Source organism: Mesorhizobium sp. CNPSo 4671, assembly GCF_057784245.1.
This window is the reverse complement of record NZ_JBWLUW010000009.1, coordinates 270,333-294,658: the sequence shown is the minus strand read 5'-3', so window position 1 is coordinate 294,658 and position 24,326 is coordinate 270,333. Positions and strand designations below refer to the sequence as shown.

General features: G+C 63.1%; 19 protein-coding genes, 1 tRNA gene and 1 pseudogene. 9 read left to right on the top strand and 12 right to left on the bottom strand.

Going from position 1 to position 24,326, the window contains the following annotated elements; all coding sequences use genetic code 11:
• Positions 1-244: 244 nt before the first annotated feature.
• The 4 genes and pseudogenes from AC04SF_RS25235 to AC04SF_RS25220 form a co-directional block, all read right to left on the bottom strand.
• On the bottom strand, positions 245-823 hold the full coding sequence (locus AC04SF_RS25235; RefSeq protein WP_488479964.1) for a hypothetical protein: 579 nt from the start codon (positions 821-823) through the stop codon (positions 245-247).
• A gap of 74 nt (positions 824-897) precedes the next feature.
• Positions 898-1,157 (bottom strand): annotated as a pseudogene (locus AC04SF_RS25230) (hypothetical protein).
• A 1,145-nt stretch (positions 1,158-2,302) separates the two neighbouring features.
• Positions 2,303-2,376, bottom strand: a tRNA-Gln gene (locus tag AC04SF_RS25225).
• Between the two features lie 180 nt (positions 2,377-2,556).
• Positions 2,557-3,489 (bottom strand): lysylphosphatidylglycerol synthase domain-containing protein, encoded by a 933-nt coding sequence (locus AC04SF_RS25220; RefSeq protein WP_096456901.1) that lies wholly within the window; start codon positions 3,487-3,489, stop codon positions 2,557-2,559.
• Positions 3,490-3,899: 410 nt separating this feature from the next.
• Here AC04SF_RS25220 and AC04SF_RS25215 point away from each other — a divergent pair, with 410 nt between their 5' ends.
• Both AC04SF_RS25215 and AC04SF_RS25210 read left to right on the top strand, forming a co-directional pair.
• Entirely contained in the window at positions 3,900-5,261 is a 1,362-nt protein-coding gene (locus tag AC04SF_RS25215; protein WP_488479963.1) for a Ppx/GppA phosphatase family protein, read from the top strand.
• Positions 5,261-5,977, top strand: a complete 717-nt coding sequence (locus AC04SF_RS25210) for an RlmE family RNA methyltransferase (protein WP_488479962.1) — start codon at positions 5,261-5,263, stop codon at positions 5,975-5,977. Before AC04SF_RS25215 ends, AC04SF_RS25210 begins: the two co-directional genes overlap by 1 nt.
• An 18-nt stretch (positions 5,978-5,995) precedes the next feature.
• Here AC04SF_RS25210 and AC04SF_RS25205 read toward each other — a convergent pair whose 3' ends face one another.
• Entirely contained in the window at positions 5,996-7,417 is a 1,422-nt protein-coding gene (locus tag AC04SF_RS25205; protein ID WP_488479961.1) for an MFS transporter, read from the bottom strand.
• A 304-nt stretch (positions 7,418-7,721) separates the two neighbouring features.
• Here AC04SF_RS25205 and guaB point away from each other — a divergent pair, with 304 nt between their 5' ends.
• The 3 genes from guaB to AC04SF_RS25190 are packed head-to-tail and all read left to right on the top strand — an operon-like array spanning position 7,722 to position 10,248.
• The gene (gene guaB / locus AC04SF_RS25200) at positions 7,722-9,224 is read left to right on the top strand and encodes an IMP dehydrogenase (protein WP_488479960.1); all 1,503 of its coding nucleotides are present in this window, start codon (positions 7,722-7,724) and stop codon (positions 9,222-9,224) included.
• On the top strand, positions 9,175-9,801 hold the full coding sequence (locus AC04SF_RS25195; RefSeq protein ID WP_488479959.1) for a hypothetical protein: 627 nt from the start codon (positions 9,175-9,177) through the stop codon (positions 9,799-9,801). The genes guaB and AC04SF_RS25195 overlap by 50 nt, the downstream gene beginning before the upstream one ends.
• Before the next feature lie 27 nt (positions 9,802-9,828).
• Positions 9,829-10,248, top strand: coding sequence for an MAPEG family protein (locus AC04SF_RS25190; RefSeq protein ID WP_488479958.1), 420 nt, complete (start codon positions 9,829-9,831; stop codon positions 10,246-10,248).
• 45 nt (positions 10,249-10,293) lie between these two features.
• On the opposite strand, the gene rnd is transcribed toward AC04SF_RS25190, so the two are convergent.
• From rnd to AC04SF_RS25160, 6 genes are all read right to left on the bottom strand, one after another.
• Positions 10,294-11,445 (bottom strand): ribonuclease D, encoded by a 1,152-nt coding sequence (rnd, locus tag AC04SF_RS25185; protein WP_475434390.1) that lies wholly within the window; start codon positions 11,443-11,445, stop codon positions 10,294-10,296.
• Between the two features lie 75 nt (positions 11,446-11,520).
• Positions 11,521-12,765 (bottom strand): MFS transporter, encoded by a 1,245-nt coding sequence (locus AC04SF_RS25180; protein ID WP_488479957.1) that lies wholly within the window; start codon positions 12,763-12,765, stop codon positions 11,521-11,523.
• 375 nt (positions 12,766-13,140) lie between these two features.
• Positions 13,141-14,148, bottom strand: coding sequence for a LacI family DNA-binding transcriptional regulator (locus AC04SF_RS25175; protein ID WP_488479975.1), 1,008 nt, complete (start codon positions 14,146-14,148; stop codon positions 13,141-13,143).
• 149 nt (positions 14,149-14,297) lie between these two features.
• Entirely contained in the window at positions 14,298-15,311 is a 1,014-nt protein-coding gene (locus AC04SF_RS25170) for a zinc-dependent alcohol dehydrogenase family protein (protein WP_488479956.1), read from the bottom strand.
• A gap of 31 nt (positions 15,312-15,342) precedes the next feature.
• Positions 15,343-16,113, bottom strand: coding sequence for an L-iditol 2-dehydrogenase (locus tag AC04SF_RS25165; protein WP_488479955.1), 771 nt, complete (start codon positions 16,111-16,113; stop codon positions 15,343-15,345).
• Between the two features lie 202 nt (positions 16,114-16,315).
• Positions 16,316-17,635, bottom strand: coding sequence for an ABC transporter substrate-binding protein (locus AC04SF_RS25160; protein ID WP_202350615.1), 1,320 nt, complete (start codon positions 17,633-17,635; stop codon positions 16,316-16,318).
• Between the two features lie 301 nt (positions 17,636-17,936).
• Here AC04SF_RS25160 and AC04SF_RS25155 point away from each other — a divergent pair, with 301 nt between their 5' ends.
• Positions 17,937-18,917 carry a tagatose kinase gene (locus tag AC04SF_RS25155; protein WP_488479954.1) on the top strand — a complete coding sequence of 327 codons (981 nt, stop codon included), beginning with the start codon at positions 17,937-17,939 and terminating at the stop codon, positions 18,915-18,917.
• Positions 18,917-20,197, top strand: a complete 1,281-nt coding sequence (locus AC04SF_RS25150) for a D-tagatose-bisphosphate aldolase, class II, non-catalytic subunit (protein WP_488479974.1) — start codon at positions 18,917-18,919, stop codon at positions 20,195-20,197. Before AC04SF_RS25155 ends, AC04SF_RS25150 begins: the two co-directional genes overlap by 1 nt.
• Positions 20,198-20,242: 45 nt before the next feature.
• On the opposite strand, the gene AC04SF_RS25145 is transcribed toward AC04SF_RS25150, so the two are convergent.
• Positions 20,243-21,475, bottom strand: a complete 1,233-nt coding sequence (locus AC04SF_RS25145; protein ID WP_488479953.1) for an MFS transporter — start codon at positions 21,473-21,475, stop codon at positions 20,243-20,245.
• A gap of 111 nt (positions 21,476-21,586) precedes the next feature.
• On the opposite strand from AC04SF_RS25145, the gene AC04SF_RS25140 reads away from it, so the two are divergent.
• Both AC04SF_RS25140 and aspS read left to right on the top strand, forming a co-directional pair.
• A complete protein-coding gene (locus AC04SF_RS25140) occupies positions 21,587-22,345 on the top strand; it encodes a DeoR/GlpR family DNA-binding transcription regulator (protein ID WP_488479952.1) in 759 nt (252 codons plus the stop codon).
• A gap of 137 nt (positions 22,346-22,482) precedes the next feature.
• The gene (aspS, locus tag AC04SF_RS25135) at positions 22,483-24,273 is read left to right on the top strand and encodes an aspartate--tRNA ligase (RefSeq protein ID WP_488479973.1); all 1,791 of its coding nucleotides are present in this window, start codon (positions 22,483-22,485) and stop codon (positions 24,271-24,273) included.
• Positions 24,274-24,326 lie beyond the last annotated feature (53 nt).

Below are 24,326 nucleotides of genomic sequence, written 5' to 3'. Positions count from 1 at the left end.
CGCGAGATCGACGAAATGCTCTGACCTTGCTTCCATCGCTCCCAAAGCTCGGCCTTCTGCGCTGACGTAAACCAGATCCGTGACGTCACCATGCAACACCTCCTCATCCTCTCAGATTAAGAGTGTTGCAGTGACCGGTTGAACCCACCGGATAATTTCTGTAAGAATCCCTCACCCACAAAGTTGCCGGCAATGGTCAAGCACGCCGCGCGGGGGGCGAAGCATTGCTCCTGCCTGGCAAACATTAAGCTTCCGCGATCACGCCATAACGCCGGCCCGATAAATCGGCCATCTGTGCGGCGCGGCGGACCTGTTTCCGCCTGGCCGGCGCCTTTACCCAACGCCACCCCGCCCAACGGGCGCCGGCCCTTTTCAAGGGAACATCCTGACGTCGGCGACGTTTGCGCGGATGGCTCTCATCACCGGGTTCGCGTCGGCAGTGGTTGTCCTCTTTGTCGTGTTGCTGTTCACTCACGCAGCCCGAGATCTTCAAAGCTCGCCGATCTATCACCGGATATGCCGCCGACTGCGCCGAGCCCTTTAGCGCTTCTTCGGCTTCGGGTAATCTCCTCGACCCGCGCTTTACGCCGTCCTGGACCATCGCCTGTTCAAGCGCTTCGGCTTCTGCCTTGTCTTTAGCGGTGAGGACGGTCTGCCAGGACATACGTGGTTGCAAGGCTTGTCGGCCATGGCTGCCCCATGGAAAGTTGGAAAAGCCCGCGCCGATCTTCGGCAGGGTATGGAGGGCACCGCCTGCCGCATGGATCGGCGGGCGCAAAAGAATGGCCGGTGCAGGGATGCTTGGGTTGGAAGCGGGCGGCACCGGCCATTGCGGGTTAGGCCTCGATTTGGGATCGTCCCCCGCGCTGCCTAAGTTATAAGCATATTAGCGAGTGCTCAACTAAGACCGAAGTCCCTACCCGCAGGAGGCCGAACCGGTCGCGTGGTGTTCCACGGAATGAACTCGACCTCCTTACCAGTCACATCCTTCACCGCCTTCAACTGTAATACCTCATGCAGGGTTCGCGTTGCGGGGTAGTGATCGCATGTAGGCGATAGAGCCGGTTCACGATGCTCTTGTGCAGCGCTTCCGCTGCCACCAGGAAGCGCTCGATTTCAGCCTGCGATAACTGTTTGAAAGGTTTGGTTCTGGCTATCGGCGATCCCCGTTTTGGGTGGGGCGCCGCAACGGGGAGGATTGTCCTGTACTTCTCTCACCTGCCACCAGCTACAGGTTGTGTAGCGTATTTACGCATTTTTGAGCACGTTAGCGCATCGTAATGAGCGGACATGCTAAGTATCTCGTACATGGCTAAGGCCCCGGCGATTCACCCTGCGCCGGGGCCTTTTTGCAAGCTCTGTCATGTCGCAGCATTGCGTCGAGGATTGTGCGGTAGAGGCTTGTCCACTTCTTCGTCGATCTCGTGCCGCTTGATGCCGGCCGCCTTGGCGTCTGCGCGTTGGCGCTGGCGTTGCCGAACGTGGTCTGGAAGCGTGCCGTTTGTGCCGGCTTAAGCTGGTATCGCTATTGCTCTGGCATTATATTAAGATAAGCTAATAAAGGGGGCGACGAACTTCGTGAGACATTCCGAAACCGTCAGTTTTTAAAGCAGGGGCATGGCCGATAACAGACCGTCTGCCCCAGCAGTAGAAATCAGCCAATCCTTGGGCGAGTGGGTTGTTAGGATCGTAACAACGGACGGCAACAGCTATTCCAGAGCCTTCGAACGTGAGCCAGATGCCGTCGCTTTCGCTGAAGGTCAGCGTTTGCGCCTGGGATTGCAGCCGCCGACGCCCGACTAGTGGTGCGGAACTGGCACCTCGCCTTAGGCCTTTTTCCTCCTGGACTGGCCAGGGGTCAGGAAGCCATCCCGTATCAGGTCCAACGCGTCGAGCGCGTCCTCATCCAACAAGTTTGTCAAGGGCACTCCACCCACGCGCACAACCTTGTCGTTGTCTATGTCGTAGACCTCCCAGAGCCCATCCATGACTCTTCGGATTGCGTGCCGTCTCTCCATAAGGGATTTCTAATAAACGAGTCACCGAAGCTCCAGCAAGAAAACTCGATCCAAAGAGTTAACGGTGGAAAACCATGATCGCTTTGGCGACAAGGTCGAACGGAAGCCCGCCCCAGACAGTTTTGCCCCCGTCCGAGGCGGGCCGTGGAAGCTGAATGGAGGCAGCCTCCTGCCTTGGCCCACCGGCGGCGGCGGAAAATCTCTGCTTGGAGCTTGACGCGACACAAACGAGACATGGAAGCCCGAAGGCGAGACTTAGATATCGCTAAGTACTTGAAATTGCTTGGCTGGGGAACCTGGATTCGAACCAGGACTAACGGAGTCAGAGTCCGTGGGTCTACCGTTAACCTATTCCCCAGCAGGCGTGGTCATGAACCGCGCGGGCTGAGCGGCTGAGCCGCTTGAGCGCTGCCTTGTAGCCGCCAGCGGAAAATAGTCAAGCCTGCTCTGCGGTTCAATCGCCACGTTTTGACAGGTGGTTTCAAACGCCGGGTTTCATATGGCTCGCGGGTGCGGTCACAGAATCCGATCCTGTGCCTCAGCTCTCCGTCCGGCTGAACTGCGAGCGTTCGAAGAACAGCACCACGCCGAGGCCCAGGATCAGCGGGATGATGAGATAAAACAGCCGGAACACAACCAGCGCCGCCAGCACGCCGACCGGTTCCATGTCGGAAAGCCCGGCCAGGAACACCACCTCGAACACGCCCAGCCCGCCCGGCGCGTGCGAGAGCTGGGCGACCGAGAAGGAGACGAGGAAGACGCCGAGCACGACGAAATAGCCGGGATTGTGAACCTCGGGCAGGGCGAAGAAGATGATCGCCGCGGCGGCAATCAGTTCGATCGGGCCGATCAGCAATTGCCTGGCGACGATCGGCAGTGCCGGATAGTGCAGCTGAAAGCTGGCGATCTTCAGCGGGCGCAGATGCAGCGCGCTGCCGAAGATGTAGGCGCTGATGAGAATCAGCATGGCAAGGCCGGCGGCGATCGCCAGCCCGTGATGCGGGGCGCCTGAGAAGCGGTCGACGATTTGCGGCTCCAGCACCAGCACCAGACCGCCGGCCAGAAGACTGGACAGCACGAAGGTGATCCAGCAGATCGCCACCAGCACGCCGACATCCTGGCCGGTCAACCCCCTGGTGCCATAGGCGCGGTAGCGGATGACGGCGCCGGAAAACACCGAGCCGCCAATATTGTGCGACAGCGCGTAGGTGGTGAAGGAGCACAGCGTCACGAACAGCCACGACACACGCTTGCCGATATGCAGCAGCGCTATATGGTCGTAACCGGCGAGTGCGGCATAGGCGATGACGGAACTCAGCCCCGCCAGCACCCAGCCGCGGGTTGGAATGGCGGCGAGCCCATCCCAGACATCGTCGAGCGAAATCCCGCGCAGTTCGTGCCAGAGCAGCAGCAGCGAGAAGATCACCGCGGCGACGCCGACCACCGGCCAGAAATAGCGTCTCCAGTTCATTGCCTGATCGCCATGCGTTGCGTGTCCGCGTCCTTTTCGCTTGATGGTGGGAGGCCGGCTGCCCGGTGACTTCCCTACATTTCAGAAATGCCTCATTGAAGCCGGCTATTCAACCGCGAACACTTGTCGCGCCGGCCGCTGGCAAGATCTGCCCGCAGCGAAAGCAGTGCAATGGCCAGCAAGGAGGCATCGGCATCGACGAGAGTTGTCTTCGCCGGCACTGCGCTACCAACCCAGCCTTGCGGCTACATTACGCGGCGGGACGAAAGGCGGTTCGCTCCCAGCCGGCAAAATTCAGCATGCGGCTCTTGGTGATCGGGCGCGGCACTGTTAGTCTGGCGGCAACTTGAAACATGCCAAAGTGCCTGCTGCGTCCTTCATCGGTTCGCGCGGCGCCGGAAGGAACGACAGTGGAAGACCGCGACACCGGCGCAGGCGCGTCGGAGGTGGGCGCGTCCAGCGCTTCCCCAGGGCCACCGGGCCAGGGGACAGCCGGTTGGCAGCAACGCCGCCCGACGGAGCAGCGCTCCGCCGATGGGCAGGCGGGTGACGCGACCCATCACCAGAAGGGCAAGCCCAAGAAACGACGCAAGCGGAGGCGCGGGCGCAAGGTTTTTGCGCGCGACGAAGCGCACCCCCAGGGCAATCGATCGCCGGCCCCAGGCCAGGCCGCTGCCCCGGCTTTGGAACCGAAGCAGCCAACGGCGCCGGCAATCTCCCCCGTCGCTCCGGCGCCACGCCCCGAACAGGGCACCCGCCGGCCGCCGGTGCACGAACTTCCGGTCTTTGCCGCCCTCGACCTTGGCACCAACAATTGCCGGCTGCTGGTTGCTGTGCCGACACGGCATGGCCAGTTCCGCGTCATCGACGCCTTCTCGCGCATCGTCAGGCTGGGTGAGGGGCTCACCGCCAATGGCCGGCTCGGCCAGCCGGCGATGGATCGCGCGGTCGAGGCGCTAAAGATCTGCGGCGACAAGTTGCGCAGCCGCAAGATCAGGAAGGCCAGGCTGATCGCCACCGAAGCTTGCCGCTCGGCCGAAAACGGCGTCGAATTCCTCGAACGCGTCGAGCGCGAGGCCGGCCTGAAGCTCGAGATCATCGACCGCCAGACAGAGGCGCGGCTGGCGGTGTCCGGCTGCGGCTCGCTGGTCGAGCGCGACACGCAGGGCGTCGTCCTGTTCGATATCGGCGGCGGCTCCTCCGAGATCGCGCTGATCGATCTCACCGGCCGCCGTTCGCCGCGGCTCGCCAATCACATCGTCTCGTGGACGTCGCTGCCGGTAGGCGTCGTCTCCTTGGCCGAGCGCTTTGGCGGCCGCACGGTGACGCGCGACATCTTCACCGCCATGGTCGACGACGTTGCCGGCCGGCTGGCGAGTTTTGACGGCCGCGACCGACTGAGCCACCTCAAGGCCAGCCCGAATTTCCATCTGCTCGGCACTTCGGGCACGGTGACGACGCTGGCCGGCGTTCACCTTGATCTCGAACGTTACGACCGGCGTCGGGTCGACGGGCTGTGGATGGACCGCGACAGTGTCGACCGCATGGTGGAGAGGCTGGTCGGCTGGGATTTCCAGCAGCGCTGCGCCAACCCTTGCATCGGTGCCGACCGCGCCGATCTGGTGCTGGCCGGCTGTGCTATCCTCGAAGCGATCCGCGCGGTCTGGCCCTCGGAGCGGCTGCGCGTCGCCGACCGGGGCCTGCGCGAAGGCATATTGAGCGAGCTGATGGCCGATGACGGCGTCTGGCGCAACGATGGGCGTGGCCGTTAATGACCAAGAAACCGGAAAATCCAGGATCGGCCGGCATTCGCGTGCTGAAGACGCGGATCAAGAAGAAAAGCGGCCTGAAGGAATCGTCGCGCCGCTGGCTGCAGCGCCACATCAACGATCCCTATGTCCAGAGGTCGAAGGCTGACGGCTACCGCTCGCGCGCGGCCTACAAGCTGATCGAGATCGACGACAAGCACCATCTGCTGAAGCCGGGCATGAAGGTGATCGATCTCGGCGCTGCCCCCGGCGGCTGGTGCCAGGTCGCGGCCGCGCGCACGAAATCGACGGCGGAAAATCCCCATGTCGTCGGCATCGACTATCTGGAAATGGATGCCGTGCCCGGCGCGCCGGTGCTTTTGATGGATTTTCTCGATCCGGATGCGCCGCGCAAGCTTGCCGAAGCGTTGGGCGGTGACCCGGATGTCGTGTTGTCCGACATGGCGGCACCAACCACCGGTCACAAACGGACCGACCACATCCGCACCATGCATCTGTGCGAGGTGGCGGCCGATTTCGCGCTGTCCGTCCTGAAGCCGGGCGGTCATTTCCTCGCCAAAACTTTTCAAGGCGGCGCCGAAAACGAACTGCTCTCGATGCTCAAGAAGAATTTCCGCTCCGTCCACCACGTCAAGCCGCCGGCCTCGCGGGATGAATCGGTGGAGCTGTATCTGTTGGCGAAAGACTTCAAAGGGCGAGGGCCACCGGCGACATCGTGATGGCGCTCGCTCCGCCCGTCACTCCCCCGGCGATCTCGCCGGCTCCAGCGTCTTGGGTGTTGTCAGCCGGCCGTGGCCGGAGACGGCATTGCCGGCGTCGGGCGCCAGCCGCATGAAGGACAGTGACGCCGCCGCCGATACGGCGGCCACGATGAAGAAGGCGATGTGGAAATCGCCCAGCGTCAGCGGGCCACCATGGATAGAGGTCGAGACTTCCAGGATGCCGCCGGCGAGCGCCACGCCGAGCGCGATCGACAGCTGCTGGAACACCGCCGTGATCGGCGTTGCCTTGCTGGTGTCCTCGGCCGAGACCTCGGCGTAGGAGAGCGCGTTGACGCCTGTGAAGAACATCGAGCGGATGAAGCCGCCAACCAGCAATATGGCCAGCATCAGCACGTAAGGCGTTTCAGGCGTGAAAAGGCCGTAGATGGCGATCGATGCGGCGGCGACCAGCGAGCCGACGATCAGCACGCGACGGAAGCCGGCAACGCGAAAAATCAGCGCGGTGACGAATTTCATACCGATGGCGCCGATCGCCGAGACGAAGGTGATCATGCCGGACTGGAACGGCGTCAGGCCGAAGCCGATCTGGAACATCAGCGGCAGCAGGAAGGGCACCGCGCCGATGCCGATGCGAAACAGCGATCCACCCAGCACGGAGGAGCGGAACACCTGGTTGCGGAACAGTTCGAGCGCCAACAGCGGATCTTTGGCGCGGCGCGCATGCATCAGGTAGAGCGCGCCCGACAGCAGCCCGACGGCCACGGTGATGAACCCGGTCGCCGGCGGCAAATAGGGCAGGCTGACCACCGACAGACCAAACACCACGCCGGACGCCGCCACCCCGCTTAGCACGAAGCCAATGAAATCGAGCGGCGGCGTCTCCATCGATTCGGTTTCCGGCAGGAAGCGCGTGGCCAGCCAGATGCCGACCAGGCCGATCGGCACATTGATCAGGAAGATCCAGTGCCAGGTGAAATAGGTAGTGATGAAGCCGCCGATCGGCGGTCCGACCAGCGGCCCGACCAGTGCCGGAACCGTCAGCCACGACATGGCGGCGACCAGGTCACTCTTGGGCGTGGCGCGCACCAGCACCAGGCGCCCGACCGGGGTCATCATGGCGCCGCCAATGCCTTGCAGGAAGCGCGACACGACGAAGGCCGGCAGCGAACCGGACAAGGCGCAGGCGACCGAACCGACGATAAACACCGCGATCGCGGCACGAAAAACGGTCTTGGCGCCGAAGCGGTCGGCCATCCAACCGCTGATTGGAATGAAGATCGCTAGCGACACCAGATAGGCGGTCAGCGCCAGCTTGAGTGCGATCGGGCTGGTATGGATGTCGATCGCGATCGCCGGCAGTGATGTCGCGATGACGGTCGAATCCATATTCTCCATGAAAAGGGCGACCGCCAGGATCAGCGGAATGGTGCGATTCACGAGCGTGACCGTTTCAAACTTTCTTTCCGGCCCGATTCTCGTTCAGAAAAGGCGAACGAGCCGATATGTGGGGGCGGTTATCATGGCTGGCCACCAAAGTCGTGTTAATTTGCTGTCACTTTTGTGCGACCGCAACTATGGGTGGCACAATCAAATGGCCGAAGACGCTGTTGTGCAATGCAACGATCGGCTTTTCATCCGCGTCGCGACGTGTTACCAGCCAGCGCCAATCCTGAAAGGGAAGATGAGAGTCGGCGCTGTCCATCCTGGTCCAGCGCTTTTTCCGCATTCTAAAGGGCTGGCCATGGCAAAAATCATCGAAACGTCCACCGGCGCACTGGCGCTGACCTTTGACGACGTGCTTTTGCAGCCGGGTCATTCCGAGGTCATGCCGGGCGAGACCGATGTCCGCACCCGCATTGCCGGCGACATCGACCTCAACGTGCCGATCCTCTCGGCTGCGATGGACACCGTCACCGAGGCGCGTCTCGCCATCGCCATGGCCCAGGCCGGCGGCATTGGCGTCATCCACCGCAATTTCTCGCCGGCCGAACAGGCCGAGCAGGTGCGGCAGGTCAAGAAATTCGAGTCCGGCATGGTGGTCAATCCGGTCACCATCGGTCCGGACGCAACACTCGCCGACGCGTTGTCGCTGATGCGCACCTATTCGATCTCGGGGATTCCGGTGGTCGAGAATGGCGGCACTGGCGGCCACAAGACCGGCCGGCTGGTCGGCATCCTGACCAACCGCGACGTGCGCTTTGCCTCCGATCCGGCGCAGAAGGTCTACGAGTTGATGACCCGTGAGAACCTGATCACGGTCAAGGAGAATGTCGACCAGGACGAGGCCAAGCGGCTTCTGCACCAGCACCGCATCGAAAAGCTCGTTGTTGTTGATAAGTCAGGCAATTGCGTCGGGCTGATCACCGTCAAGGACATCGAGAAGTCGCAGTTGAACCCGCACGCCACGAAGGATGCGCAGGGGCGTCTGCGCGCGGCGGCGGCCACCAGCGTCGGCGACGACGGCTTCGAGCGCGCCGAGCGTCTGATCGATGCCGGCGTCGACCTCCTCGTCATCGACACCGCGCACGGCCACTCGCAGCGCGTACTCGACGCGGTCACGCGGGCAAAGAAACTCTCCAACTCGGTTCGCATCCTGGCCGGTAACGTCGCCACCGCCGAGGGCACGCAGGCGCTGATCGACGCCGGCGCCGACGCCGTGAAGGTCGGCATTGGCCCGGGCTCGATATGCACCACCCGCATCGTTGCCGGTGTCGGCGTGCCGCAGCTCTCGGCCATCATGTCGGCGGTCGAGACGGCGCACAAATCCGGTGTCTCGGTGATTGCCGATGGCGGCATCAAATATTCCGGCGATCTCGCCAAGGCGCTCGCCGCCGGCGCCAGTGCCGCCATGATCGGCTCGCTGCTGGCCGGTACCGATGAAAGCCCGGGCGAGGTCTATCTGCACCAGGGTCGCTCCTTCAAGGCCTATCGCGGCATGGGTTCGGTCGGTGCCATGGCGCGCGGCTCGGCCGATCGCTACTTCCAGGCCGAGGTGCGCGATACGCTCAAACTGGTGCCGGAAGGCATTGAAGGCCAGGTTCCGTACAAAGGACCTGTGTCTGGCGTGCTGCACCAGCTTGCAGGCGGGCTAAAAGCCGCTATGGGTTATGTCGGTGGCCGCGATCTTGCCGATTTCCGCGACCGCGCCACTTTTGTGCGCATATCCAACGCCGGACTTCGTGAAAGCCACGCCCATGACGTCACGATTACCCGCGAAAGCCCGAACTATCCCGGCGGAGCCTGAACAATACGGGCTCGGGCGGAGCCTGACCGCGACGATCCTGCGGCTGCCCCGTCACGCGGCCGCACTGTGTTTCCTGTCGGCGGCCGTCTTCATCGCCATGACGGTGTTGGAATTCCTCTATTTCCGGCAGTTGAGCGGCGGCCTGCCGTCGCTTGACATGCGCTACTTCGGTTTCACGCCCGACGAAGGCATGGCCTGGCTGACGGCGCTCGGCCGGCGCGGCGGCGAGATCATTCTGGTCTGGCACTATCTGACCTTCGATCTTTTGTTCCCGGCGCTGCTGTCGCTGACCCTGGTCAGCCTGATCCTGGCCACAGGCCGGCGCCTGAAGACTTTCCGCACCTTGCCGGGGCAAGTGCAGTCGATCTTCGCGCTGGTTCTGGTGCTGCCCTACACGCTTGCCGACTACGCCCAGAACATCGCCGTGGCGCGGCTTCTGTCCGATTTCCTGTCGGCCAACCCGGATTCGCTGTCTTTGGCTTCGGCGCTGATCGTCACCAAATTCGCGCTTCTCGCCATCCCGCTGGTCGTCATCGCAATTCTTGCCCTGGCGGGCCAGAAGCCGCGCCAAGGGTGATCGAGGTTTAGCAGGGCAGGGGCAACCATGAACCAGACCGAGATCTTCTGGCCTGTTCTGGCGCAGGTTCTGCTGGTCTATATCGTTTACGGCGTGATGGGCCGGCGCCGGTTCGTCGCGGTGAAGTCCGGCGAGGCCAAGGTCGGCCAGTTCAAGACGCGTTCGACCGAGCCTGCATCCAGCGTCACCGTTGCCGCCAATCTCTGCAACCAGTTCGAATTACCGGTGCTTTTCTACGTGGTGTGCCTGACGCTCCACGTCACCAACGGCGTCAACTATCTAACCTTGGCGCTGATGTGGATTTTCGTCGCCTCGCGCTATTTTCACGCTTGGGTCCACCTGACCAGCAACAATCTGCGGCTGCGCAGCCGCTCTTTCTTCGCAGGCGCGGCGGTGCTGGCGCTGGCCTGGATCTGGTTCGCGCTGCACCTGCTGGGAGCGGTTTGAGCAGAGCAGTTCTTCCTTCCCCCACACAAGGGGATAGGGCAGAAGCTACAAATCGAACACCGCTATTTTTCGCTTGTCGAATTTTATCCCGATCTCACCGCGCACCAGCTTCAGTGCCGCCTCGCCGAAGACGGCGCGACGCCATCCCTGCAGTGCCGGCACATCGGCATCCTCGCCCTCGGCCGCGATGCGGTCGATGTCGTCGCTGGAAGCCAGCACCTTCGAGGCCACGCCCTGCTTTTCGGCGACGATCCGCAGCAGCACCTTCAACAGTTCCGCCGCGGCGCTTGAGCCTTCCGGTGGCTGGAAATTCTTCGGCAGCTTCGGCATCTGCTCCTTGGGCAGGGCAAGTGCAGCATTGACTGCTCCAAGCAGGGCCGTCGCCGTCGAGGAGCGCTCCCAGCCTTTTGGCGTGGTGCGCAGCTTGCCAAGGGCGGCCGCGTCGCGCGGCGCCTGCTGCGCCACTTCGTAGATCGCGTCGTCCTTGAGCACACGGCCGCGCGGCACGTCGCGCTCGCGCGCCTCGCGCTCGCGCCATGCCGCCACGGCCTGCACGATCGCCAGTTCCTGCGGCTTGCGCAGCCGCATCTTCAGCCGCTTCCAGGCGTCCTCGGGGTGTGGATCATAGGTCTCGCGCGAGGTCAGGACGTCCATTTCCTCATTCAGCCAGTGGGCGCGGTTTTCCCGCTCCAATTCGGCGCTCAGGTGCTGATAGACCTCGATCAGATGGGTGACGTCGGCCAGCGCGTAGTCGAGCTGCTTGTCGGACAGCGGCCGGTGGCGCCAGTCGGTGAAGCGTGAAGACTTGTCGAGCCGCGCCCCGGTGATGCGCTGCACGAGCTGGTCGTAGGAAACGCTGTCGCCGAAGCCGCAGACCATTGCCGCGACCTGTGTATCGAACACCGGGTGCGGAACCAGATCGCCGAGATGGACGATGATTTCGATGTCCTGCCGGGCGGCATGGAAGACTTTCACCACCGCCTCGTTGGCCATCAGCCTGAAGAAGGGCGCCAGGTTGATGTCAGGCGACAGCGGATCGATCAGCGCCGTCACGCCAGGGGCGGCCATCTGGATCAGGCACAGGATTGGCCAGAAGGTCGTTTCGCGGATGAATTCGGTGTCGACGGTGACGAAATCCGACTTTTCGAAAGCGGCGAGAACGGTCTCGAGTTCTTTCTGGGTGGTGATGACGTGCATCAAATCGCTTTTGGCAGGAGTAAGGTCTTCCTAGATTTCAGCCGGGAAGGCTTTCGTCAAGCTTTGGCGCCTCGGTCATGTGCTTCCCGGGTCATCGGAATCGCCATTCCGCCTGGCCAGGCGCGCGAAAATGGTCGAAGTGCGCAACAGCGCTGTGAAGCGGCTGCGCTTGCCCACGGGCACGCCGGACCGCGCCTGCATGCGGTAGAGGATGACGGCGATGAAGATCGCATAGACGGTGGCGCTGAACACGAACAGCGCGCTCGGCCCGAAATGTTGCATCGCAGTCGAGGCGGCGAACGGCCCGCCAATGGCGCCGAAGGAGTAGAACAACATCAGCGCCGCATTGATCAGCACGAACTCGCCCGTGTCGGCGCGGTCGTTGGAGTGCGCCGCCGACAAGGAATAGAGCGGCATGGCGAAACAGCCGAAGATGAAGATGATAACGAAATTGAGCAGCGGATTGCTGCCGGCGATGAACACCAGCGCCAAAGCGGAAAGCATCGCGCAGCAGGTCGTCAGCAACAACACCCGGCGCCGGTCCCAGCGGTCTGAGAGGTAGCCGAGCGGATACTGGATGATGGCGCCGCCAAAGATGCCGACGCTGACGAAGGTGACGACATCGGCAACCGACATGCCGATCTGTTCGGCATAGACCGGCGACAGCGTGCGAAAGGCGCTGTTGGTGACGCCGACGGCAATGCAGCCGAAGCAGCCGAGCGGGGAAATGCGCCAGACGCGCGCCAGGTCGAGCTTGACCTCCTCCGGCGGCGTCGGGTTGGAGCGGTCGCCGAGCGAAACCGGCACCAGCGACAGCGTGATCATGATCGACATGATGGCGAAGATGGTGAAGCCGCCGGCGCCGAAGACCGGGATCAGGAATTGGGCTGATGTCACCGAGCCGGTATCGACCATCCGGTAGATCGCCAGTACGCGGGCGCGGTCCTTGTTGGTGACGCCGGAATTCAGCCAGCTTTCGACGATGGTGAACAGCCCGGCGAAGCAGAAGCCGCCGGCAAAGCGCACCGCGCACCACATCATCGGATCGAGGACCAGCACCAAAAGCAGAGTGCCGACCGAGGCGATCGCGGCAAGTGCTGAAAACGCCCTGATATGGCCGACTGCCTTCATGATGCGGGTGATGGCCAGGCAGCCGAGCAGGAAGCCGGCGAAATAGAAGGTGCCCATCAGGCCGATGTCGGAAGCGGGAAACCCTTCCTGCGCACCGCGCAGTGCGATCAGCGTGCCCTGCAGCCCATTACCGCCGAGCAGGATGCCTGCGGCGAGAAGGAGCGGGATCAGCGGGCGGATGGACGACATGAAGAAGCAATCACGGATCGGTGATCCCTTCTTGAACCATCCCTCCCACCAATGCCAGCAGCAATTCCCCGCACCAACAGGATGATCGGTATATCCGCCTGAATTTAATTTCAGGAAGGCCGGGGCTCCCGATGTCTAGAGCCGAACCCTGCTCCTGATGCGATCGCTATTCCGGCGAGGACCGCGATGAGCCCGACAATCAGTTTCGCGCTCACCTGCTCGCCCAGGAAGACGACACCGAAGATCGATGCCGTGACCGGGTTGACGGCAACGGAGACGGCAACCAGTGTCGTGGTCGATCACTTCGCACAGCGCCTACGGCTGTCGGCCATGGGTTCGTACGGATGTGATTGCCTTCAAGGTTGCCGAGAGCGCTCAGGCCGAGCTTCGCAGCATGAGTTCGGCGTTGAGCAGGATGCGCCCGCTGCCTGGTTTGGCCGAGGATTCTTCGTCCAGCCTTTCCAGCAGAAGTTCGATGGCCAGGCGGCCGATCTCATTGTAGTTTTGCGCAACGGTCGTGATCGGCGGGCAGGCGTAGCGCGACAGCGGATGGTCATCATGTCCCGCGACCCGCATATCGCAGTCGGATCCGTGGCCCACCTTCAGGCCCAGTTGATAGGCGGCCGCGATGACGCCGAAGGCAACACGGTCATTGGCGCAAAGCACTGTCTTGGTGGCAAAGCCCTCCGCCTTCAGGATGCGAAGCGCTTCATCATAGCCGAACTTCTCGAAATCCCATGACCGCGCATCAGTGACGGGCACGATTTCAGGCGTCATCTTGAACTGCTGCATGGCCTCGACATAGGCGTCCTGCCTGGCCGAGGCGTTGTTGTTGACCAACGGCATGGCGAAGTAGCAAGGCGGCTCGCCGGACCGGCAGAGATAGTCGACGATCAGCCTGAAACTCTGCCTGTTGTCGGTGCCGACGAACGAGGAGGTCTCATCAAGCGGCGAGTCGACATAGATCAGCGGGATGCTTGATCCGAGTTCCGCGAGTATCCGGTGATGGGATTGCACGCCGAGCGGCGCGATGATGGCGCCGGCAATGTTCATCGACCTGAATGTCTGGATCGCCTGGTCCTCCATTTCGGCGTGCCCGTCGGAAGACAGCACAAATGCCAGGAAACCGGCTTCATTGGCGATCGTTTCGATGCGACGCGTCAGCGCCATGTAGAACGGATCCGTCGAATTCGGAATGATGACGCCGAGAATGTTGCTGCGGCGGCGGTTGAGATTGACGGCGAACATGCTCGGCCGGAAGCCGGACTTCTTTTGCGCGGCCTCGATCACGGTTCGGGTGTTTTTCCGCACCGAGCCGGGATCGTTGAAATATTTGGAAACGGTGGTGCGAGACAGGCCGACAAAGGCTGAGAAGTCCTCCATCGTCCTTATCGTCTTTGCCATCCGTGGGCTCCTTGTTCGAAATGCCGTCGTCACTGTCTACTTGAGTCACCTTTTGGCGGAAAGGACAAGGAATAGGCTTCCCAAGTGGGGAATCTGCCTGCGGCCCCAAGCGCGGCTGTTCTTCGAAATTAGGATTCCGCTGAAAACTGTACTTTCATCGTCGCCGGGTCGCCGCCGCTTTTGCCGAAGAACGGCAGCATTTCGGACAGTGGCAGCTGGTGGCTGACAAGCCGCGCCATCGTGCCGTCGTCGCGCTTGAGGATATCGAGCGCCTGCGGGATGTTGCGGTTGAGCGAATGCGATCCCGCAAGTCTGATCTGCCGGCGGAAGATCTCGAAGGGGGCAATCGAGATCCTGGCATCGGGCGCACACACGCCGAAGACCAGGGCCGTGCCACCATCGGCGGTGAAGCCGATCATGCTTTCGACCACCTTGGCGACACCGGTGGCATCGGCGACGAAATCGAAGCCGCGCGCCCTTGCGGCGAGTTCCTGCGATCCGGATACCAACGGTTCCAGTCCGAGAGCCTCGGCGAAGGCAAGGCGCTGTTCGCTGATATCGGCGACCGCCACGCTTGCGACCCCCTTGGCCTTGAGCGACAGCGCCATGAGCAGGCCGATCGGCCCGGCGCCGAAGACCAGCGCATTGCCGGGCACGTGCTTGCCGACCTCGACGCCTGCGGCACCGAGGCCGTTGAGCACGCAGGCGAGCGGTTCGGCCAATGCAGCCGTATCGAAGGCGAGATCGCCGATGCCGTGCAGATGATCAACGGCCACGAGGCTGAACTCGGCGAAGCCGCCATTCTCGGTCACGCCATAGGCCTTCAAAGAGGCGCACAGATTGGTCAGGCCCTTCCGGCAGGCGGGGCAGTGGCCGCACGGTATGTTGGGATCGACGGCGACCCGGTCGCCGGGCTTCACCGCCACGACATCGTCGGCGACCGCCTCGACAGTGCCGGCATATTCATGACCGGGGACCAGCGGAAACGCGCCCACGCCATAGCGGCCATGCAGCACCTCGATGTCGGTGTGGCAAAGCCCGGCCGCGCGGACGCGGACCAAAGCGTGGCCGGCTTTGATGCCGGGCATTTCGAGGTCCGCCATGCCGGCGACGCCGGCCGCGGCAAATCGTATCGCCTTCATGTCAGTCTCCCTTGACCTTGGGCTGCGAGCCTCAGCTCATCCAGTTGCCGCCGTCGACATTATAGGTCTGTGCCAGGATGTAGTCGCTGTCCGAGGAGGCGAGGAACACGGCAAGCCCGGCAATGTCCTCGGGGTTCGCAAAACGGCCGATCGGGACGGACTTCGCCACCGCAGCCTTCTTTTCTCCCGGCTTCAGGCCCTCCCAGCGGGCAAAGTGGGCGTCGACGACATCCCAGTGCTCGCCGTCGACGACGCCGGGCGCGATGGCATTGACGTTGATGCCGTGCTTGACGAGCGCCAGTGCTGCCGACTGCGTCGCCGAGATGATCGCTGCTTTGGAGGCGCAGTATAGCAGCACCAGCGCCTCGCCGCGGCGGCCGGCCTGGCTGGCCATGTTGATGATCTTGCCGCCGCGGCCACGCGCGATCATCAGGTTTGAGACCGCCTTCATCATGAACAGCGGTCCCTTCAAATTGATGCCGAAGACGCGCTCGTAGCTCGCTTCGGTGATGTCTGTGACCGGCGCCATGTCGAAGATGGCCGCGTTGTTGACCAGGATATCGATGCCGCCGAATTCCCTGTCGACTTGCGCCGCGACGCTGTCGATCGCGGCGAGATCGGTGACGTCGAGCTTTTTGGCGCTGGCCTGCGGGCCGATCCCCGCCGCCGCCTTGGTCGCGCGCTCGATGTCGATGTCGGCGATCACCACACGCGCGCCCTCGCGCACGAAGGCCTCAGCGAAGCCAAGGCCGATGCCGCGCGCGCCGCCTGTGATCAGGGCTGTCTTATTCTCTAGCTTCATTCAAGGGTTCCAACTCTTCGCGATTTCGAAATTTGGTCGGGAGGAATGCAATCCCTCCTCCTTCGAGGAACGCACGGATCCACCTTTTGCTCACCAAGACGGATCCGCGCATCCTCCGGCCAGCCGCGAGGGAGTTCCGTGGCGAGCCGGATGGCCGAGAGGCGGCGCACGTTCCGCATCCCGGCTTGTTGTCCGGGCTCGGCTACTTGATGTAACCCGCCTCCTTCATCGTGTTCTCGACAGAGGTCTGGGCGCCGTTGAGCACGTCGTCGACCGACTTCTGGCCGGTCACCGCGGCCGCAATCGCTTGACCGACCTCGGTGCCGATGCCCTGGAATTCGGGGATGGCGACGAACTGGATGCCGGTGTAGGGGACCGGATCCTTGGTCTGCTTGGTTGGATCGGCGGATTCGATCGCGGCAAGCACCGTCGCGGCAAAGGGCGCGGCCTTCTGGTAGTCCGGGCTGGCATAGGTGGACTTGCGGGTTCCCGGAGGTGCCGCGACCCAGCCCTCGGTCTCGCCGACGCGCTGGACATAGGCTTTCGAAGTCGCCCACTTGACGAAGGACTTTGCTGCATCCGCCTTCTTCGTCGAGGCCGGGATGGCGAGGCTCCATGCCCAGCCCCAGGCCGAACCGTTTGGCGTGACCGCCACCGGCGCCTTGGCGAAGGCGACCTTGTCGGCGACCTTGCTCTGCTTCGGATCATAGACGCGACCCGCCGCCGACGTGGCATCGATCCACATGGCGCAATGGCCGGAGGCGAACAAGGTCTGGTTCTCGTTGAAACCGTTGGAGCTTATTCCCGGAGGACCATCCTTCTTCATCGTGTCGACATACCAGCCGATAGCCTTCTTCCACGCGTCGGAATTGATCTGCGGCTTCCAATCCATGTCGAACCAGCGGCCGCCAAACGTGTTCACCAGCGTGCCGACAAAGGCCATGTTCTCGCCCCAGCCCGGCTTGCCGCGCAGGCACAAGCCGTATTGTTCTTTCGACTTGTCGGTGAGCTTGTCGGCGAATTCCGTGATCTGGTCGTAGGTCGGCTGCTCCGGCATCTTCAGGCCGGCGGCGTCGAACAGATCCTTGCGATAGAGCGTGAAGGAGCTTTCGGCGTAGAAGGGCACGGCATAGAGCTTGCCGTCGACGGTCAGGCCGCTACGCACCGGAGCGATCAGGTCGTCATAGTCATAATCGTCGCCGAGATCGTTGAGCGATGTCAGCCAACCGCTCTTGCCCCAGATCGGCGTCTCATAGCCGCCGATCGTCAGCACGTCGAACTGGCCGCCCTTGGTGGCGATGTCGGTGGTGACCCGCTCGCGCAGGACGTTTTCCTCCAGCACCACCCAGTTCACCTTGTTGCCGGTCGCCTTCTCCCATTCCGGCGACAGCTTCTGCATGATGATCATGTCGCCATTGTTGACCGTCGCAACCGTGATCTCCTCGGACAGGGCGGCACTGGCCGCCAGTGCCGAAGCGGCGGCCGACAGGCCAAGAATTCCGATACGCTTACCTCTCAGCATTTCGTCTCCTCCTTTACGAATGCGCATGTGTAAGTGAACATGCGTACATATTTTATTGCGCTACAGGAAAGCCAAGTCAAGCGTATCGTCGCCTGAATCTGACGTCATGCCTTCGCCCTGCGCTTGATGGTTCGTCATCCGGGGTAACGAAGAAAGCCGCATGCGCAGTAAAACAAATGGACGTGCGTGCAGTTTTTGTTGACTTCAACCTTGCCGCAATTTACCTCGGCTGCGGACAGGCGCTATCGTGCAGTCGGCGCGCCGGGACCGGCGCGCGGCTGGGGAGAAGGAATTGCAGGAAATGAACCGCCGAAGGGAGATCGCCTCCCAATCCACGGGGCCGACGATAGTCGCCGGCGAAATCCTGGTCGAGATCATGGCGACGGAGCGGGGTGTCGGCTTCCTCGAGCCGCTGACGCTGATGGGCCCCTATCCGAGCGGGGCGCCGGCCATCTTCATCGACCAGGTGGCAAGGCTCGGCGGCGGCGCCGGCCTCATCGGCTGCGTCGGCCGCGACGATTTTGGAACCATCAATTTGGAAAGGCTGAGGCGCGACGGCGTCGACGTTTCGGCCGTTGCTGTCAGCGACCGCTACCCGACCGGAAGCGCGTTCGTGCGCTACAGGCCGGACGGCGGCCGGGACTTCGTCTACAACATCGCCGAATCCGCCGCCGGGCAGATCCGGCTCACCGCCGAGGCGCGCCAACTGGCGGACAAAGCAGGCCATCTGCATGTCATGGGGTCGACCCTGTCCGTATCCGGGCTGAAGGAGATCGTCGCCTATGCCTTAAAGGCGGTGCGGGCGAGGGGTGGCTCGACCTCCTTCGATCCGAATGTGCGCAAGGAGCTGATCGACGGCGCCGACGGCGCACAATTTTCCGCGCTGGTCGACGACGCGGACCTGCTGCTGCCTTCCGGCGACGAGCTGCTTGCCGCGGCGGGTGTCGATGACGAACGTGAGGCGGTGACGGCGCTGATCGCCAGAGGCGTCGGCGAGATTGTGCTGAAGCGCGGCGCTGCCGGTTCCACCCGTTTCGGCGCCGATGGCAGCAGGATCGACTGTGCCGGCTTCCTGGTGAAGGAAGTCGACCCCACCGGGGCCGGCGACTGTTTCGGCGCGACCTATCTAACCTGCCGGCGCAAGGGGATGGAGCCTGCCAAGGCGCTGTTTTATGCCAATGCCGCCGGCGCCCGCAACGTGACGCGGCGTGGGCCTATGGAGGGCCTTGCCGGCTTCGACGTGCTTGACGATTTCATTGCCGGGACACAGAGGGCGACATGATGGCCAATCCGCTCGCAGCTCTCGCCACCGCGCGCAGAAACGGATCGCCCTACGGCATCACCTCGATTTGCTCGGCCCACCCGCTGGTGATCCAGACGGCGATCAGGCGTGCCGTCGCCGACAAGGAAGCCACGTTGCTGATCGAGGCAACCTGCAACCAGGTCAACCAGTTCGGCGGCTACACCGGCATGACCCCGGACCTGTTCGTCGCCTTCGTGCTGGAGATCGCCAGCAGGGAAGGTCTGGACCCCCAGCGCATCATCTTCGGTGGTGACCATCTCGGACCAAACCCGTGGCGCACTGAGCCGGCCGCACAAGCGATGAGCAAGGCCGAGGCCATGGTCACTGCTTACGTCTGGGCCGGTTTCAGCAAGATCCATCTCGACGCCTCGATGGGTTGTGCCGGCGAGCCGGCGGCGCTGGATGACGAGACCATTGCGACCCGGGCGGCGCGACTGGCCAAGGCGGCTGAAAAGGCGGCGCTCGCGCACGGTGGCGCATTGCCGGTCTACATCATCGGCACCGAAGTTCCGGCCCCGGGCGGCGTCGATCACGCAATCAGCGAGCTCAAACCCACCGAGGCGGCGGCGGCGCGCCGCACCATCGAGGTTCATCGCGAAATCTTTGCCCGCGAGGGTCTGGCGGAAGCGTTTGGCCGCGTCATTGCAGTGGTCGTGCAGCCCGGCGTCGAGTTCGGCAGCCAGAACGTCGTCGCCTACAGGCCGGAGGCGTCGAAAACACTGACCGGACTGCTCGATGAAGAGCCTTCGCTCGTCTATGAGGCGCATTCCACCGACTACCAAAGCCGTGCGGCGCTGACCGCGCTTGTCGGCAACGGCTTTCCGATCCTTAAAGTCGGTCCCGGTCTGACCTTTGCCTTGCGCGAGGCGGTTTACGGGCTTGACCTGATCGCCAGCGAAATGATCGCGGACTATGGCGACAGGTCGCTAGCCCGCACGATGGAGCGCGTGATGCTGGCAGCGCCCGGCCATTGGCACAGCCACTATCATGGTGATGAAGCGAGCCTCCATCTGCAGCGGCATTACAGCTACAGCGACCGCATTCGCTACTACTGGACCAACCCTGCCGCCGGCGTTGCCGTAGGCCGTCTGCTGGAGGTGCTCAACGGCGTCAACATTCCCGAAACGCTGATGCGGCAGTTCCTGCCGATGGTGCCGGCCGCGCTCGGGCCGGCGGGAGATCCAAACGCCATTCTTCACGACGCGATCGGTCAGGTGCTGGCCGATTACGAAGCGGCTTGCCGCGGGCACATCGCCTGAGTCCTTTTGCCCCGTCCTCTCGTCGACTTCACGAGGGAGGCGCCATCACCCCTCTGCTGCCCGCGCCAGTACTTTGTCCCGAGTTGGTTCGCACGGCTCGCCCGCCGGCGCGGCGGGTTTGTCGGCGGCCGGCCGACGGCCAAGCGATCCCGCGGTCAGCAGGCTGAGGATGATGAACGGTATGCCGATGCCAAAGGCCGAGCGGATGCCCCAATGGTCGGAGACGAAGCCAAGCAACGGCGGGCCGAGCAGGAAGGCGATGAAGGAGATCTGCGACAGCGCCGCTACATTGATCGCCGCCGGCCGGTCCGTCCGCTGGGCGGCGGCCGAGATCGCCAGCGGGAAGAGCGCGCTGGTGCCGATCCCAAGAAGAGCAAAGCCCAGCATGGACACGAACGGCATGGGCGAGAAGAAGACAAGCATCACGCCGGCCGCCATCAACGCCAGTAGCACCCGCGCCACGCCGTTTGGCGAATGGCGATCAACGAAACTGTCGGCGAAGAAGCGCGTGGTTGCCTGGGAAAAGGCGAACAGCGCCACGGTGAAGCCGGCGACGAAGGGACCTGACTCGAACACTGTGCGCATATAGATCGCCGACCAGTCGATGCTGGCGCCTTCCATCAGCATCGCCGAGAGCGTCACGGCGACAAGGACGAGGATCGGCAATGTCGGTCTTGCCAGCACGGGTGCCTTCTCGCCGGTGCCGGCAAAGCGGCTCGGCGCCGGCTGGTAGCCGCCGAGGAACAGCGCCATCGAGATCGCTACGATCGGCACGATCAGCGCCAGATGCAATTGCGGCGATATGCCGAGATGCGCAAGTGCCGCGCCGAAAAGGCCGGCGCCGAAAAACCCCATGCTCCAGAACGAATGTGCGCGGTTCATGATGCGGCGCTTGACCAGGAATTCGGTCCGGTCAGCCTCGACATTGAGCATGATCTCGACGCTGCCGATCATCAGGCCGACCGGAAAGAGCATCAGGAACAGCGCCAGCGGCCCCGGCGCATGCACCGCGATCGCATAGGCAAGCGCCAGCAGCGGGACCAAAGCGAGCAGCGCACGGCGGAAGCCGACGCGCTCGAGCAGCGGCGTTGCCAACGTCAGCGCCGTCAAGGTGCCGATCGGCGTTCCGATCAGGCTGAGGCCGAGCGTGCCGTCCTCGATGCCCATGGCCTGCTTGATATCGGGCAGCCGCGGAAAAATGTTGCCCATGGCGAAGGAATAGATCGCGAACCCGGCATAGACGCGGTGTTGCGGGGCAAGGTTGAGGGCGAAGCGCATCGCGGTGCTTTCAAAGGAAGAGAGGCGAGCTTGTCCGGCAGCCCGGTTGGTCACTCCTTGCATAAACGTGCAGAACATGCAAGAACGTGCAATCGGAAATAGGAGCAGGCAATGCTGACCGACCAACGGCACCAGCTTATCCGCGACCGCCTCGCGGCGGAGGGGAGTGTGCTGGCTGGCGAGCTGGCGAGCCGCTTCGGCGTTTCGGAGGACACGGTGCGCCGCGACCTCAGGGAATTGGCGAAAGCCGGGCACTGTCGCCGGGTCTATGGCGGCGCGGTTGCGGCCGCCCCCTTTGCCGCGGCCCCCATCGGTCTGCGCGGCGGCCATGCGGTCGAGGAGAAGGCGCGGCTTGCAAACACGGCCGTGGCGTTGCTCGCGCGCGGGCAAGCCCTGTTCATCGATGGCGGCAGCACCAACGCCGCCATCGCCAAGGCCATTCCACGCGACCTCGAATTGACCATCGCGACCAATTCGCTCGGTGTTGCCTCGGCGCTGTCCGATCATCCTCTCGTCGAACTGACCGTGCTCGGCGGCAGGTTTGTTCGCGACCTCGGAACGTGCGTCGGCGCCGACACGCTGGCCGCCATTGCGCAGCTTGGCGCCGATCTGTTTTTCCTTGGCTCGTGCGGCCTGGATGCCTCACGCGGTGTGACGGCATTCGATTCTGCCGAGGCCGAGGTTAAGCGGGCCATGGCCAGGAACAGCGCCGGCATCGTCATCGCCGTCACCAACGACAAGCTGGCCACTGCGGCGCCTTATCGCGTCGCCGGGGCGGAGGCGATCCGCCATCTGGTGGTCGAGAAGACAGCATCGCCCGTGATCCTTGCCGATTTCGAACGCCAGGGCGCCGAAATCCACTTCGCTTGAACACTTGGCGGCATCCGGGCACCGGGATCGCCTGCTTGCCTTGACAAAGCCGGTCTCTCATGCGCTTTTCGCGCAAATTTTGGGCCGGGCTTGATGCTTTGGCCTGCCACCCAGCATCCCGGACTTTACCAATGACAATGCACCGTTACCGCAGCCATACCTGTGCCCAGTTGAGAAAGAGCGATGTCGGCTCTTCCGTTCGCCTGTCGGGCTGGGTGCATCGCGTGCGCGATCATGGCGGCCTGCTGTTCATCGATCTGCGCGACCATTATGGCCTGACCCAGATCGTCGCCGATCCCGATTCGCCTGCCTTCAAGGTCGCCGAGACCGTCCGCGGCGAATGGGTCATCCGCGTCGACGGCGAGGTCAAGGCGCGCTTGCCCGAGACCACCAACGCCAATTTGCCGACCGGCGAGATCGAGATTTTCGCCCGTGAGATCGAGGTCCTGTCGGCGGCCAAGGAATTGCCGCTGCCGGTGTTCGGCGAGCCGGACTATCCCGAGGATATCAGGCTGAAATACCGCTTCCTCGACCTGCGCCGCGATACGCTGCACAAAAACATCGTGGCGCGCACGAAGATCATTGCCGAGATGCGCAAGCGCATGACCGATGTCGGCTTCACCGAATTCTCGACGCCGATCCTGACGGCTTCGTCGCCGGAAGGCGCGCGCGACTTCCTGGTGCCTTCGCGCATCCATCCCGGCACCTTCTACGCGTTGCCGCAGGCGCCGCAGCAGTACAAGCAGCTGATCATGGTGTCGGGCTTCGACCGCTATTTCCAGATCGCCCCCTGCTTCCGCGACGAGGATCCGCGCGCCGACCGTCTGCCTGGCGAATTCTACCAGCTCGATCTCGAAATGAGCTTCGTCGAGCAGGACGACGTGCTCAATACGATGGAGCCCGTCCTCCGCGGGGTCTTCGAGACCTTCGCCAACGGCAAGCCGGTGACGCAGAAATTCCAGCGCATTCCCTATGATGTCGCCATGCGCAAATACGGCTCCGACAAGCCGGACCTGCGCAACCCGATCGAGATGCAGGCCGTCTCCGACCATTTCCGCGATTCCGGCTTCAAGGTATTCGCCAACATCCTGGCCAACGACCCGAAGGCCGAGGTGTGGGGCATTCCGGCCAAGACCGGCGGCAGCCGCGCCTTCTGCGACCGCATGAATTCCTGGGCGCAAGGTGAGGGTCAGCCGGGGCTGGGCTATATCTTCTGGCGCAAGGAAGGCGAAAAACTCGAAGGCGCCGGTCCGCTGGCCAAGAACATCGGCGAGGAGCGCACCGAGGCGATCCGGCAGCAGCTCGGCCTTGCCGATGGCGACGCCGCCTTCTTCGTCGCCGGCGATCCGAAGAAATTCGTTTCCTTCGCGGGTGCCGCGCGCACGCGTGCCGGCGAGGAGCTGAACCTTGTCGACCGCGAACGCTTCGAATTGTGCTGGATCGTCGACTTCCCGTTCTTCGAATGGAACGAGGAGGAGAAGAAGATCGACTTCGCCCACAACCCGTTCTCGATGCCGCAAGGCGGCATCGATGCGCTGAACGGCGAGGATCTGCTCGGCATCAAGGCGTTCCAGTACGACATGGTCTGCAACGGTTTCGAGATCGCCTCAGGCGGCATCCGCAACCACCTGCCCGAAACCATGGTCAAGGCGTTCGAGACGGTCGGGCTGGACCGTGCCACGGTGGAAGAGCGTTTCGGCGGCCTCTACCGCGCCTTCCAGTATGGCGCGCCGCCGCATGGCGGCATGGCAGCCGGCGTCGATCGCGTCGTCATGCTGCTGGTTGGCGCCAAGAACCTGCGCGAGATCACCATGTTCCCGATGAACCAGCAGGCCTATGATTTGCTGATGAACGCGCCGTCGGAAGCGAGCCCGCAGCAGCTTCGCGAACTGGCACTGCGTGTCGCGCCGACCAAGAAGGACGCCTGATCGCGAGTTTCTGCGGTACTTTAAAAAACCGGCAGAACCGATTCTTTCGATTC